Source organism: Synechococcus sp. CBW1107, assembly GCF_015841355.1.
In the GTDB taxonomy this organism is placed as follows: Bacteria; Cyanobacteriota; Cyanobacteriia; order PCC-6307; family Cyanobiaceae; genus Regnicoccus_A.
The window spans coordinates 496,383-509,547 of the sequence record NZ_CP064908.1 but is presented as its reverse complement, the minus strand read 5'-3'; the positions used below and the strand labels follow the sequence as shown (position 1 = coordinate 509,547).

At 69.4% G+C, this 13,165-nt stretch carries 11 protein-coding genes; 2 read left to right on the top strand and 9 right to left on the bottom strand.

Annotated features, from left to right (window positions below):
* Window positions 1-8 precede the first annotated feature (8 nt).
* On the top strand, window positions 9-464 hold the full coding sequence (locus I1E95_RS02665) for a PAM68 family protein (protein ID WP_197165234.1): 456 nt from the start codon (window positions 9-11) through the stop codon (window positions 462-464).
* 4 nt (window positions 465-468) lie between these two features.
* On the opposite strand, the gene I1E95_RS02660 is transcribed toward I1E95_RS02665, so the two are convergent.
* From I1E95_RS02660 to I1E95_RS02620, 9 genes are all read right to left on the bottom strand, one after another.
* Window positions 469-4,008 carry a DNA polymerase III subunit alpha gene (locus tag I1E95_RS02660; RefSeq protein WP_197165232.1) on the bottom strand — a complete coding sequence of 1,180 codons (3,540 nt, stop codon included), beginning with the start codon at window positions 4,006-4,008 and terminating at the stop codon, window positions 469-471.
* A gap of 77 nt (window positions 4,009-4,085) precedes the next feature.
* Window positions 4,086-5,546: an Asp-tRNA(Asn)/Glu-tRNA(Gln) amidotransferase subunit GatA gene (gatA, locus tag I1E95_RS02655; RefSeq protein ID WP_197165230.1), complete on the bottom strand. Its 1,461-nt coding sequence runs from the start codon at window positions 5,544-5,546 to the stop codon at window positions 4,086-4,088.
* Window positions 5,547-5,575: 29 nt separating this feature from the next.
* The gene (locus I1E95_RS02650) at window positions 5,576-5,824 is read right to left on the bottom strand and encodes a DUF1816 domain-containing protein (RefSeq protein WP_197165228.1); all 249 of its coding nucleotides are present in this window, start codon (window positions 5,822-5,824) and stop codon (window positions 5,576-5,578) included.
* Window positions 5,825-5,906: 82 nt separating this feature from the next.
* Window positions 5,907-7,691: a 23S rRNA (guanosine(2251)-2'-O)-methyltransferase RlmB gene (rlmB, locus tag I1E95_RS02645; RefSeq protein ID WP_197165226.1), complete on the bottom strand. Its 1,785-nt coding sequence runs from the start codon at window positions 7,689-7,691 to the stop codon at window positions 5,907-5,909.
* Window positions 7,688-8,110 (bottom strand): ribonuclease III domain-containing protein, encoded by a 423-nt coding sequence (locus tag I1E95_RS02640; protein ID WP_197167025.1) that lies wholly within the window; start codon window positions 8,108-8,110, stop codon window positions 7,688-7,690. The genes rlmB and I1E95_RS02640 overlap by 4 nt, the downstream gene beginning before the upstream one ends.
* A gap of 19 nt (window positions 8,111-8,129) precedes the next feature.
* Entirely contained in the window at window positions 8,130-8,480 is a 351-nt protein-coding gene (locus tag I1E95_RS02635; RefSeq protein WP_197165224.1) for an STAS domain-containing protein, read from the bottom strand.
* 95 nt (window positions 8,481-8,575) lie between these two features.
* On the bottom strand, window positions 8,576-9,790 hold the full coding sequence (gene carA / locus I1E95_RS02630; protein ID WP_231594813.1) for a glutamine-hydrolyzing carbamoyl-phosphate synthase small subunit: 1,215 nt from the start codon (window positions 9,788-9,790) through the stop codon (window positions 8,576-8,578).
* Window positions 9,791-9,804: 14 nt separating this feature from the next.
* A complete protein-coding gene (gene trpD, locus I1E95_RS02625) occupies window positions 9,805-10,851 on the bottom strand; it encodes an anthranilate phosphoribosyltransferase (RefSeq protein WP_197165222.1) in 1,047 nt (348 codons plus the stop codon).
* A 153-nt stretch (window positions 10,852-11,004) separates the two neighbouring features.
* Window positions 11,005-11,334, bottom strand: coding sequence for a DUF3288 family protein (locus I1E95_RS02620; protein WP_197165220.1), 330 nt, complete (start codon window positions 11,332-11,334; stop codon window positions 11,005-11,007).
* 38 nt (window positions 11,335-11,372) lie between these two features.
* On the opposite strand from I1E95_RS02620, the gene I1E95_RS02615 reads away from it, so the two are divergent.
* Entirely contained in the window at window positions 11,373-13,124 is a 1,752-nt protein-coding gene (locus I1E95_RS02615) for an ABC transporter ATP-binding protein (RefSeq protein WP_197165218.1), read from the top strand.
* Window positions 13,125-13,165: the final 41 nt, after the last annotated feature.

Sequence of the window (13,165 nt, the reverse complement as noted above, 5' to 3'; positions counted from 1 at the left end):
GCTCAGCCATGGCGGCCAAGCGCAAGCCTCTGCCGTTCGAGCCGGAGCGTCAGCCCAGGGCCGGCGCCACAGCCAAGGCCGGTACGAAAGCCAAGGCCGGCGCGAAAGCCAAGGTCGGTGCCCAGGCTCAGCCCAGGGGTTCCCAGGTGATTCCACCGGCCGTGGCCAACCGCATGGCCCGCCGCATCGGTGTGGCCACCGGTGTCCCGTCCGTGCTGGGCATGGGCGTGTTCATCGGCAGCTACCTGCTGGTGAGCCGCGGCATCCTCGACGTGCCGCCCGTGGTCACCCTGGCCAGCTCCGGGGGGCTGTTTCTGCTGGGCGTGCTCGGCCTGAGCTACGGCGTGCTCTCCGCCAGCTGGGAGCAGGAGCCGGGCACCCTCCTGGGCACCGAGCAGATCGGCACCAACATCGCCCGCATGAAGGCTTCGATCAAGGCCATCCGCCAGGGCAGCGGCGCCTGAGGCCTCAGGCGTTCTGCAGCGCCGAGTGCAGCCTGGCGGTGAAGGCCGCTTCGGTGAGGGTGTTCAGGGCCGCGGCGCCGTCGCGCACGCAGAACTGGTGGCCGAGGCGCACGTAACGGGCTTCGTCATGAAGCTGCACCTTCGCCACCACCGGCACCCGCACACCGGCCTCCTCCTGCTCCGGCCTGTGCCGCACCAGGCACTCCCTCAGGCGGTGCTGCACGGTGATGTCACTGGCCTGATCCGCCATCAGCTCCACCAGCAGCACATCGAGGTCGTCGATGGCGCGGCAATCATCCAGGATCAGCTGCACCCGATCGTCTCGGCGGTCCACCGATCCCCAGATCATCAGCCGCGCATCCACCATCAGGTGGTCGCTGAGGCGGGCGTAGGCCTTGGGAAACACCACGCACTCGGCGCTGCCGCTGAGGTCCTCGAGCTGCAGCACGGCCATGCGATCGCCCTTGCGGGTGGTCACCTGGCGCACCTCCGGCAGCATCGCCACCACACTGACGCGAGCCTTGTCGGCCTGCTCCTCCAGCCGCCCGAGACTGATCGGCGAGAGCATCCGGATCGGCCGTGCCAGCTGGCGCAGGGGGTGATCCGAGAGGTAAAAGCCCACCAGGTCCTTCTCCAGGCGCAGTTTCTCCTTGGGGGGATAGTCGGCCACCGGGGCCGCCTTCGGCGCGGTGCTCTGAAGGGCCGGGGCCGATACGACACCGGGGGTTTCGGCGTCCGATCCTGAGCTGGCGAAGAGGTCGAACAGGTTGCCCTGGCCGCTGGCGCGGTCCCTGGCGCGGGAGCTGGCCCAGTCGAGCACCAGATCGAGGTCGGCCATCAGCTGGGCGCGGTTGGCACTGGGCTCCAGCCCATCGAGGGCACCGCAGTGGATCAGCGACTCCAGCGCCCGCCGGTTCATCAGCGTGGTGGGGATCCGGTCGCAGAGGTCGGCCAGGGAGGCGAAGGGACCGTCCTGGACGCGGGCCTCCAGCAGCTGGCGAATGGCGCCATCGCCGAGGTTGCGCACCGCCGAGAGTCCGAAGAGGATCTTCTCTCCTTTCGGGGTGAAATCGATGCCGGACGCATTGAGATCAGGGGGCATCACCTCGATGCCCATGGCCTGGCAATTGGCGATGTACCGCTGCACCTTGTCGGTGCTGCTGGCATTCACCGTCAGCAGGGCGGCCATGTAGGCCACGGGGTAATGGGCCTTGAGGTAGGCCGTCTGATAGGTCACGGCGCCGTAGGCGGTGGAGTGACTCTTGTTGAAGCAGTATTCAGCGAACAGCACCATCTGCTCGAACAGCGCTTCGGCCACCGCGGCGCTCACCCCCCGCGCCGTGGCTCCCTCCACGAACTGGCTGCGGTGCTTCTCCATCTCCGACACCTTTTTCTTGCCCATCGCCCGCCGCAGCAGATCAGCTTCTCCGAGGGAATAGCCGGCCAGATCCTGGGCAATGCGCATGATCTGCTCCTGGTAGACCATGATCCCGTAGGTCTCCTTCAGGATCGGCTCCAGGGCCGGGCAGGCGAAATCGATCGCTTCGCGGCCATGCTTGCGGTTGATGAATTTCGGGATCAGGCCGGCATCCAGCGGACCCGGCCGGTAGAGGGCCAGGATCGAGGAGATGTCCTCCAGCGAGGAGGGTTTGAGGTCGCGCACGATCTGGCGCATGCCGCTGGATTCGAGCTGGAAGATGCCCTCCAGGTCGCCGCGCGCCAGCAGGGCGAAGGTGTCGTCATCGCAGGGGGGCAGGTCGTCGGGATCAAGGCGCTCACCGCTGCACTGCTCCACGAGATCGAGGGTCTTGTCGATCATCGTGAGGTTCTTGAGGCCGAGGAAGTCCATCTTCAGCAGCCCCATCGCCTCCACGTCTTCCATGAAGTACTGGGTGATCACCTGGCCGTCGTTGTTGCGCTGCAGCGGCACCAGTGAATCGAGTGGTTCAGCCGCGATCACCACACCGGCGGCATGAACGCCGAAGGTCTTGTTGGTGCCCTCGATGCGCCGGGCCATGTCGACCCAGCGGCGCACCTGGGCATCGTTTTCATACTTCTCGCGGAACTCCGGTGCCGGCGACTCGGGGCCGATCATCTCCTTGAGTTTGGCGGGCTTGCCCCGCACCACGGGAATCAGTTTGGCCAGACGGTCGGCATCGCCGTAGGGGATGTCGAGCACGCGGGCCACATCCTTGAGCACCGCCTTCGAGGTCATCCGGTTGAAGGTGATGATCTGCGCCACCTTGTCCTCGCCGTAGCGCTGGGTGACGTACTCGATCACCTCCCCGCGGCGCTCGATGCAGAAGTCGGTGTCGATGTCAGGCATCGACTTGCGCTCGGGGTTGAGGAAGCGCTCGAACAGCAGCCCGTTGCTGACCGGATCGATGTTGGTGATGCCCAGGGCATAGGCCACCAAGGAGCCGGCGGCCGACCCCCGGCCCGGCCCCACCGGGATGCCCTGCTCCCGCGCGAAACGGATGTAGTCCCACACCACCAGGAAGTAGGTGGGGAAGCCCATCTGCTCCATGACCTGGAGCTCGAAGGCCAGCCGCTCGCCATAGAGCGGATCGATCGGATCGTGGCTGCCCAGGTGCAGCCGTTGGCGCAGCCCAGCCTCCGACACCTCCGCCAGATAGCTCACGGCCGTGTGCCCGTCGGGGATCGGGAAGCGGGGCATCTGCTGGCGGCCAAGGATGTCGTAGGCCTCCACCTTCTCGGCCACCGCCGCGGTGTTGGCGATTGCTTCGGCCACCACCTCGGGCTCGAGGTGATCGGCGAAGAGGCGTCCCATCTCCGCTTCGCTCTTGATGTATTCGGTGCCCGTGTAGCGCAGCCGCTTCTCGTCGGTCACAAGCTTGCCGGTGAGCACACAGAGCAGGGCGTCGTGGGCCTCCACATCGGCACTGCTGAGGTAGTGGGCGTCGTTGGTGGCGATCAGCTCGATGCCCAGCTCCCGGGCGATCCGCACCAGCTCCACGTTCACGATCCGGTCTTCGGGCGAGCCGTGGTCCTGGATCTCCAGGTAGAAGTCGGCTCCGAAGCGCTGCTGGTACCAGCGGGCCACATCGCGGGCCACATCGGGTCGGCCCTTGAGGATCGCCTGGGGAATCTCGCCGCCCAGGCAGGCGGTGGCCAGGATCAGCCCTTCGCGGTGCTGCTCCAGCAGCTGCTTGTCGATGCAGGCCCGCGCGAAGATGCCGCGGCCGCGCATGCCGCGCAGGTGGCTGAGGCTCGTGAGCTTCACGAGGTTGCGGTAGCCGGTGTCGTTCCTGGCGAGCACCACCAGGTGATAGCGGCGTTCGCCCTTCACCCAGGGATCATCGATCGAGCCGTTGATCACGTACATCTCGTTGCCGATGATCGGCTTGATGCCGGCCGTCCGGCAGAGCTTCAGCAGCTCGATCGCGCCATACATGACGCCGTGATCGGTGAGCGCCAGGGCGGGCATGCCCAGCTCCACGGCCCGCTCCACCATCTGCGGCAGCTGGCTGGCGCCATCCAGCAGGCTGTAGTCGCTGTGGTTGTGGAGGGGGACGAAGGCCAAGGGCTCGGGCGTCGGACGCCACCACGGGGTGTTGCCACGTTACCGGCCACCAGATGTGGTGTCAGCCGGCGGCTGACTCAGGGCACCAGGGCGGCGGTGGGCCTGGTGTCCATCACCCGGGCGGCCTGCTCGTAGTGGTGGGCCACCTGCAGCAGGCGGGGCTCCTCGAGCACGCCGGTGATCAGCTGCAGGCCGATCGGCAGGCCGCCGTCGTCGAAGCCGCAGGGCAGGCTGATCGCCGGCAGGCCGGCCATGTTCGCCGGGATGGTGAGCAGATCGGCCAGGTACATCGCCAGGGGATCCTCGGCGTGGGCGCCGAAGCGGAAAGCGGTGGTGGGAGAGGTGGGTGTGAGCAGCACATCCACCGCACCAAAGGCCGCATCGAAATCGCGGCGGATCAGCGTGCGCACCTGCTGGGCCTTCTTGTAGTAGGCATCCACGTAGCCGGCCGAGAGGGCATAGGTGCCGATCAGGATGCGGCGCTGCACCTCATCTCCGAAGCCCTCGGCGCGGCTGCGGGCCGTCATCTCCGCCAGGCTGCCGGCCTGCTCGGAGCGGTAGCCGTATTTGACACCGTCGTAGCGGGCCAGGTTGGCTGAGGCCTCCGAGGGGGCGATCACGTAGTAGGTGGCGATGCCGTCGTTGAAGCGGGGGCAGCTCACCTCCACCAGCTCGCAGCCGAGGGCTTCGAGCTGGGCGGCGGCCGCCAGCACCGAGGACTTCACCTGGGGATCGAGACCGTCGGCCTCGAAGCACTCCTTCACCAGCCCCACCCGCAGGCCCTTCACGGGTGCCTGCAGGGCGGCGCTGTAGTCGGGGACGGGAGCCCTGAGACAGGTGCCATCACGGCGGTCCTCACCGGCGATCACCTGGAGCAGCTCGGCGGCATCGGCCACGCTGGTGCTGAAGGGTCCCACCTGATCGAGGGAGCTGGCGAAGGCCACCAGGCCCCAGCGGCTCACCCGCCCGTAGGTGGGCTTGAGGCCCACCACCCCGCAGAAGGCGGCCGGCTGGCGGATCGAGCCGCCGGTGTCGGATCCGAGGGAGGCGACGCATTCGCCGGCGGCCACGGCGGCGGCACTGCCGCCGGAGCTCCCGCCCGGTACCCGCTCGGGGTCCCAGGGGTTGCGGCTGGGTCCGAAGGCGGAGGTCTCGGTGGAGCTGCCCATGGCGAACTCATCGAGGTTGGTCTTGCCGATCAGGATTCCGCCGGCCTGCCACAACCGCTCGGTGACGGTGGACTCATAGGGCGGCACGAAGTGCTCCAGCATCCGGCTGGAGCAGGTGGTGCGGATGCCTTTGGTGCAGAGGTTGTCCTTGATGGCCAGGGGGATTCCCGCCAGGGGCGGCAGCGATTCACCGGCGGCACGGGCGGCATCGATGCGGTCGGCATCGGCGCGGGCCCGCTCCGCTGTGACCTCCAGGAAGGAATGGAGCGTGCCCTCGACGGCCTCGATCCGGGCCAGATGCTGGTCGGTGAGTTCCCGGGCCGACACCTCGCCGCGCTCCAGTCGCCCACGCCACTCGGCGATCCCCATCAGCCCCTGCCTTTCATCGAGCGACGCTATCAGCCAGGCTCCAGGTCTTCGGTGAGGGGTTCACCGCGGCGGACCTGCATCAGTTCGTGTTCGATCGAGCCCGGCTGCTCGCTGTTGACATCATCGAGAAAAACAGGAAGTTTCGCCTCCAGATCCCCCCGGCGCACGAAGGGCCCGAACCAGTAGATGACATGCGGCTCCTGGGTTTCCACCCGGGCCCACCAGGCCACCCCAAGACCGTTGGCCATGCCTCTGAGCAGCCGAATCAAGGGGTTCATCGAACCTTGGCGAACCGCACCATTGTGCCGATCGAAGGGCCCAGGTTTTTTGCGGAATTCGCCACGGGCCGATGCCGTGGACTCACAGGCGGATGTCCCCCTGGAAGGGCGAGCCGGTGGGGGGCGTGAAGGTCAGCTCGATGGCTTCGGGGAGGGCCACCTGAAGCTCCAGCTCGGCAGGCTGGTCCTCCGGAGCCGCCTCTGGAGCCGCCTCCGGAGTCCCGTCCTGGATCCGGTCCTGACTGTCCTCCTGAATCTCCTCCTCGTCGATCTGCTCGACCAGCTCCTCGATCAGGTCCTGGATCTCGACGGTCGCCTGAGGAGCTGGATCGCCGCAGGCGTCAGTCTCCGGGGTTGTGGTCTCCGGCGCTGGTTCGGCGGCGACGGTCGTCGTGGTGTCCTCGCCTGCCGTGGCCGTCTGGACCGGCTCCTCCTGGACGGCCTCCTGATCGGGGGCCACGGCCGGGATGCTGCTGGCGGCCGCGGTGGTGGGCACCTGGGGCCGCACCAGCCGCGGTGCCGGGGCGTTGCCGCTGATGTTCTTCATCCAGCCCCGCCGGGCGATCTCGTAGAGCAGCAGGGCCGTGGCCACCGACGCGTTCAGGCTTGGGGTTGCCCCGCGCAGGGGGATGCGGATCAACTGGTCGCAGTGCTTGCGGGTGAGCATCGAGAGGCCCTGGGCCTCCGAGCCGGTGACCACCACCAGGGGGCCATCGAGATCGGCCTCCATCAGGCTCACGTTGCCTTCCTCGGCCAGTCCCACGACGCGGTAGCCCGCGTCCTTGAGCTGCTCGATCGAGCGGTTGAGGTTCACCACCCGGGCCACGGGCAGGTGCTCCAGGGCCCCGGCCGCCACCTTGGCCACCGAGCCGGTGAGGCCCGCGTTGCGCCGCTGCGGCAGCACCAGGCCATGGGCGCCGAGGGCCTCGGCGCTGCGCACGATCGCTCCCAGATTGTGGGGATCGGTGAGCCCGTCGACCGCCATCAGCAGCGGTGCTTCGCCGATCGTGCTGCAGCCGTCGATCAGGCTGGCCAGATCCAGGGTTTCCGCCGCTGCGGCCTGCAGCACGATCCCCTGGTGCACGGCGCCGCCGCTGATCTGGCCCAGGCGCGCCCAGGTGACTTCCTCCACCAGCACACCGTTGGCCTTGGCATCGCGCAGCAGTTGCAGGAAGCGTGGGGCGAAGCGCAGTTCCGGGGTGCACCAGATCCGGTGGATCGGACGATCCCCCTCCAGGGCGGCCTGGGCCGGGTGACGGCCCCAGACGAGGTCGTCGGCGGGCTCGGCGCCGAAACGCTCGGAGCTGCCGCTGGCCTCAGGACCCGGGGCTTCGGGCTCGCTGAATCGGGACGGGCGGGCGGGGGGACGACCCGGCTGGAAGCGGGGCCTGTCGCCATCGGGTCGGCTGAAGCGGGGTGCCCTGAAGCTGGGCCGGCGGCCCTGATCACGGCCCTCGGGACGTCCTTCGGGACGTCCTTCGGGGCGGCCCTCCGGGCGGCGCTCGGGCCTGCCCTCGAAGCGGCCCTCAGGCCGGCGGCCCGCTCCCGGACGCTGGTCGTCGAAACGCCGCGCCGCGGGGCGGGCGCCGATCACGCGGGTGGGGCGGCCGGCAGGGCGGCCCTCCCCCTGGGGACGCTGGAAGCTTTCACGCCGGGGGGCGTCCGGGCGGTAGCCACCCCGGCTGTCCCTGGGGCGGTCCTCACGGCCGTCGCGCCCTTCACGCCCCTCGCGACCGCCACCACCGGAGTCGCGCCATTCGGGACGGGGCCCGCCGAAGCGGGAGGGTTTGCCTCCCCTGGCTCCCCCGGTGGGGCGATCACCGGAACCGGCACCCTTGGGCCTGCGGCGCTCAAAACGTTGGCTCATGGGTCGCTCGGCAAAGGGTCAGAAAGGTCGGTCTCGTCCAGATGATCCAGAAGCTGGGCAAGCCGCTCGGGATTCCGCAAAAAGAGCCAGCCCACCATTGTCTCAAATCCCGTGGCACGGCCATAGCTGGCCGGATCACCGCCGCGAGGTCCCCGGCCGGCCCGGTTGCGGCCGCGGCGCACCAGGTCGCGCTCCCGGTCATCCAGCAGCGGCTCCAGGCGCTGCAGCGCCCGGGCCTGGGCCTGGGCCCGCACCCGGGCCACCACCGCCTGGTGCAGCTCCTCGGGGCGGCCCGCCTGATGGCAGTGGCGCAGGCGCTGGTGGAGCTCCCACACCGCGTCCCCCAGCCAGGCGAGCTGGAGGGCGCCGAGGGTCTCGGGCTGGAGACGGTGCCGGGGATCTGGCTGGATCTGGCGCAACCAGGCCCGGCCGTCGTGATCAGGGTTTGGCAAGGGCGGCCAGGGCCGTGTTCAGATCGGGCTGGAGGTGCAGGAACTGCTCCAGCCGCACCAGTTTCACCGTCTGGATCACGCGGGCATTGCCCACCATCACAAAGCCGACCTTGTCATCGGCACACTGCTTGGCCAGCTGCACCAGCACCCCCAGACCGGAGGAATCGATGAAATCGATGTGGGTGAGATCCAGCAGCACCGCCCGCTTGTCGGTCCCGCGGTGCTCGGTGATGAAATCGCGGAACTGCTTGTCGGAGTAGGCGTCGAGCTGGCCGGTGAAGCTGAACAGCAGACACTCCTCCCGTCGCTCGAAGCCGCCCCGCAGAGATACGGTCAACCGGTGCAGTTCAGGAATCGTTCCAGCCCTCGCGGGGAATGAAGACGCTGAAGTGTAAGCAGGTATCGGTGCGGGTTCACCTCTGACCCACAGGTTCAGGGGCGACGCTCGGCCATCAGGCGCACGAACCGGCCGAAGTGGTGGTCCGCGTCGTGGGGGCCGGGGCTGGCTTCGGGGTGGTACTGAACGCCGAACACCGGCTGATGGCGATGGCGCAGGGCCGCCACGGTGCGGTCGTTGAGGTTGTGGTGGGTGATCTCCACCAGCTCCCCGGGCAGTGAGCTGGCCTCGAGCGCGAAGCCGTGGTTCTGGCTGGTGATCTCCACCAGTCCGTCGCCGCCGCAGGGGTGGTTCAGACCACGGTGGCCGTATCCCAGCTTGAAGGTGCTGCCACCGAGGGCCAGCCCCAGGATCTGGTGGCCCAGGCAGATGCCGAACACCGGCAGATCGACGCGTTCGAGCAGATCCCTGGCCAGGGCGATGCCTTCCGTGACCGCCGCCGGATCGCCCGGGCCGTTGGAGAGGAAGACCCCCTCCGGCTCAAGCGCCAGCACCTCGGCGAGGGTGCTGCTGGCAGGAAGCACCGTGACGGCGCAGCCATGGGCCGTGAGTCGCTCGAGGATGGCCCGTTTGATGCCGAAATCGATCGCCACCACCCGATAGGGCCGCTCGGGCGACGGTTGCCGGCGCTGATCGAAGCCGGTGGCGCTGAGTTGCTGCCAGGGGTAGGCGCTCGGGGTGGTCACCCGCACGGCCAGGTTGAGTCCCTCCATCGAGGGGCTGCGGCGCACCAGCTCCAGCAGCTCGCGGGGGGCGGTGCCATCGCTGCTGATCACGCCGTTCATGGCCCCCCGCTCGCGCAGGTGGCGCACCAGGGCGCGGGTGTCCACCCCGGCGATGCCCACCACCCCATGGGAGGCCAGCCAGCTGGGCAGGTCGCCCCGGCTGCGCCAGCTGCTGGGGATGGGCGCCAGCTGGCGGGCGATCACGCCGCGCACATGGGGGGCATCGGCCTCCTGATCCTCCGGGTTGACACCGGTGTTCCCCAGTTCCGGATAGGTGAAGGTCACCAGCTGACCGGAGTAGCTGGGATCGGTCATCACCTCCTGGTACCCCGTCATGCCGGTGTTGAACACCACTTCACCGATGACGGTGCCGCGCGCCCCGAAGGCCGTGCCCCGCAGCAGGGTGCCATCCGCCAGCACCAGCACGGCCTCGTTGGCGGCCGGGCGGCCGCTGGCGGACTCGGTGGTGCTGGCCGGAGCGGGGGCTGCAGCGCTCAAGGGGAGAGTGTCGAGTGTCCCGATCATCCCGCAGGCGACGCTCAGCTGACGGGCGGCGGCGCCTCCAGCGCGGCCCTGAGCTGCTCCAGTCGCTGCCAGGGGGCTTCCCCGCTGAGGGCCACGAGGGCCTGCTCCAGTCCGGCCTCCACTGAGTCCGCCAGTCCGGCGGCCCAGAGCACCAGAGCCGTATTCAGGGCCACCACCTCCCGCTGGGCGGTGCTGCCCTGCCCGCGCAGCACCGCTTCGAGAATGCGCCGGTTGGTTTCGAGATCCCCGCCCGCCAGCGCGGAGAGGGGGGCCAGCTCCAGCCCCAGCTGCTGGGGGTCGACCTCCATGGCCCACACCAGGCCCCCCTCCACCAGCCGCAGGTGATTGACTCCCGCCAGGGAGGCCTCATCCAGGCCGCCATGGCCATGCACCACCACCGCCCGATCCAGTCCCAGGCGGGCGAGGGCATCGGCCATCGGCTCCAGCAGGTCGGCCCTGGCCACCCCGAGCACCTGCGCTTCCGGCCGCAGGGGATTCACCAGCGGTCCGAGCAGGTTGAAGACGGTGCGCACCCCCAGGCGCCGGCGCACGGGGGCGAGCTCCACAAGGGCCGGATGCCATCCCGGGGCGAACAGGAAGGTGACCCCGCTGCCGGGCAGGGCGGCCACCACCGTGCGGGGATCGGCCGTGAGGTTGAGGCCGATCGCCTCGAGCACATCGGCGGAGCCCACCTTGCCGCTGGCACTGCGGTTGCCGTGCTTGGCCACCGTGGCGCCGCAGGCCGCGGCCACGAAGGCCACGGCGGTGGAGATGTTGAAGGTGTCGGCGCCGTCGCCGCCGGTGCCGCAGGTGTCGACCAGCTTCAGGGGCGGGCGCTCGCCGGGCAGGCAGGACGCCTCCCGCAGCACCCGCGCCATCGCCGAGAGCTCCTCGCCGCTCACCCCCTTGCAGCGCAGGGCCGCCAGCAGGGCCCCGGTGAGTTCGGGCTCCAGGCTCCCCGCCAGCCAGCCCTGCATCAAGGCCGTGGCCTGGGGCTCCGAGAGCGCCTGACCCTGCAGCAGCTGCTCCAGCAGAGTCGGCCAGGGGGAGGGGGCAGCCATCGGGGCGAGAGGAACGAGGGTGGAGGCCCGGTCAGAAAAAAACCCGGGTGCAGGGCACGCCGGGCCGGGTGATGAGGCTCCCTCCACTATCTCTCGCCACAGCGCTCCGCCGCGCTACTCCCCGGGCTTGATCCGGCCCTTGCTCACGGTTCGTTACCCCTCGGTCGAGGAGGTGTCGAAGCCGCTGCCCACCGCCTCGGCGCCCACCACTGCTCCGGGCCTGTAGCCCTGCGCCCAGATGGCGCGGGTGCGGCGCTGCAGCTCCTCCAGGCTCAGGCCCCAGAGCCGCAGGGTCTTGCGGAGGTCGTCCTGAAGGTCCTCCGCGCCGGGGAAGCCGTCGTAGCGGTTGAGCAGCCGGGCCAGGTCCACCAGCTGGCCGTCGCTCGGCTCCCGGGCCGCCAGCAGGCCGTCCACCAGGTCCCGGTCGGTGGCATAGAGGGGATGGGCCTGGGAGGGGGAGGCGGAGCCATCGGACGAGGCCATGGGGCGAATCCTTAGGTTGGGTCCATCTGCTCCGCATCATGGCCGCCATTCGTCTGGGCCTGATCTGGCGCTACCTCCGCCCCCACAGGCGTGAGGTGTACCTCGGTGTCACGGCCCTGGTGGTGGTGAACCTGCTGAGCGTCAGTATTCCGCTGCTGGTGAGAGGCGTCATCGACGACCTCCAGGACGGTTTTTCCTCATCGACGCTGCTGCGACATGCCGGGGTGATCGTGCTGCTCGCCACGGTGATGGCGGGTGCCCGCCAGCTGTCGCGCATGCTCGTGTTCGGCGTCGGCCGGCAGGTGGAGGCCAACCTGCGCCAGCGCCTGTTCGATCACATGCTGCGCCAGGAGCCCGGCTGGGTGCAGGCCACCGGCAGCGGTGAGGTGATCAGCCGGGCCACCAGTGATGTGGAGAACGTGCGCCGGCTGCTGGGCTTCGCCGTGCTCAGCCTCTCCAACACCGCTCTGGCCTATGCCCTCACCCTGCCGGCGATGCTGGCGATCGACCCCGCCCTCACCCTGGCGGCGGTGGGGCTCTACCCGGTGATGCTGGTGGTGGTGCGCCTGTTCGGTGGGCGGATGATGCGCCAGCAGAGGCGCCAGCAGGAGGCCCTCGGCAGCCTCAGCGATCTCATTCAGGAAGATCTCTCCGGCATCAGCGCCATCAAGATCTACGGGCAGGAGGACCACGAGCAGGAGGCCTTCGCCAGCCGCAACGGCCGCTACCGCGATGCGGCGCTTTCCCTGGCACGAACCCGCAGCACGCTCTTCCCCCTGCTCGAGGGGATTTCCTCGATCAGCCTCTTGCTGTTGCTGGCCCTGGGCAGTGGCCAGCTCGAGAGCGGCCGGCTCAGCATCGGCAATCTGGTGGCCCTGATTCTGTTCGTGGAGCGGCTGGTGTTCCCCACCGCCCTGCTGGGCTTCACCCTCAACACCTTCCAGACCGGCCAGGTGAGCCTGGAGCGGGTGGAGGAGCTGCTGGCGCGTCAGCCCAGGGTGGTGTCACCGCCCGTGCCCCAGGCCCCGGCCAGGGCCGGGCGCGGGGCTGTGGAGGCCCGTGGGCTGAGCGTGCGCTACGACGGCGCCCAGCGGGAAGCCCTCCACGAGGTGAGCTTTCAGCTGCGGCAAGGGGAACTGGTGGCGCTGGTGGGCCCGGTGGGGTGTGGCAAGACCACCCTGGCCAGGGCCCTGGGGCGGATGGTGGAGGTGCCTGAGGGGCAGTTGTTCCTCGATGGGGTCGATGTCACGGCCCTCTCCCTCGGTGACCTGCGCCGTCAGGTGGCCCTGGTGCCCCAGGAGGGCTATCTGTTCACGGCCACCCTGGCCGACAACCTGCGCTACGGCGACCCGGAGGCCGACGACGCCCGGGTGGAGGCGGCCGCCCAGCAGGCCCGCCTGGCCGGCGACATCCGCGGTTTTCCCGATGGCTACCAGACCCTGGTGGGGGAGCGGGGCATCACCCTCAGCGGCGGCCAGCGCCAGCGGGCGGCCCTCGGGCGGGCGCTGCTGGTGTCAGCTCCCCTGCTGGTGCTCGATGACGCCCTGGCCAGCGTCGACAACAACACGGCCGCTGAGATCCTGGATTCGATCCGCGCCGAGAAGGGGCGCACGATCCTGATGATCAGCCACCAGCTCTCCGCCGCCGCCGCCTGCGACAGGGTGCTGGTGATGGAGGATGGTCGTCTGGTGCAGCAGGGCCATCACCAGGAGCTGCTGGCCGTCCCCGGCACCTACCGGCGCCTCTGGGAGCGGGAGCAGGCGGAGGAAAGGCTGCAGCAGGTGGCCTGAATCGCACGAGTTGTTGAACAGCACAGACAAGCCCGCGGGGA

Excerpts from the sequence above, each read along its gene's own strand:
- I1E95_RS02665 (WP_197165234.1), top strand. The coding sequence starts at position 9 with ATGGCGGCCAAGCGCAAGCCTCTGCCGTTCGAGCCGGAGCGTCAGCCC.
- gatA (WP_197165230.1), bottom strand. The coding sequence starts at position 5,546 with ATGGGGATCGCCGAGTGGCGTGGGCGACTGGAGCGCGGCGAGGTGTCG.
- I1E95_RS02650 (WP_197165228.1), bottom strand. The coding sequence starts at position 5,824 with ATGAACCCCTTGATTCGGCTGCTCAGAGGCATGGCCAACGGTCTTGGG.
- rlmB (WP_197165226.1), bottom strand. The coding sequence starts at position 7,691 with ATGAGCCAACGTTTTGAGCGCCGCAGGCCCAAGGGTGCCGGTTCCGGT.
- carA (WP_231594813.1), bottom strand. The coding sequence starts at position 9,790 with ATGATCGGGACACTCGACACTCTCCCCTTGAGCGCTGCAGCCCCCGCT.
- trpD (WP_197165222.1), bottom strand. The coding sequence starts at position 10,851 with ATGGCTGCCCCCTCCCCCTGGCCGACTCTGCTGGAGCAGCTGCTGCAG.
- I1E95_RS02620 (WP_197165220.1), bottom strand. The coding sequence starts at position 11,334 with ATGGCCTCGTCCGATGGCTCCGCCTCCCCCTCCCAGGCCCATCCCCTC.
- I1E95_RS02615 (WP_197165218.1), top strand. The coding sequence starts at position 11,373 with ATGGCCGCCATTCGTCTGGGCCTGATCTGGCGCTACCTCCGCCCCCAC.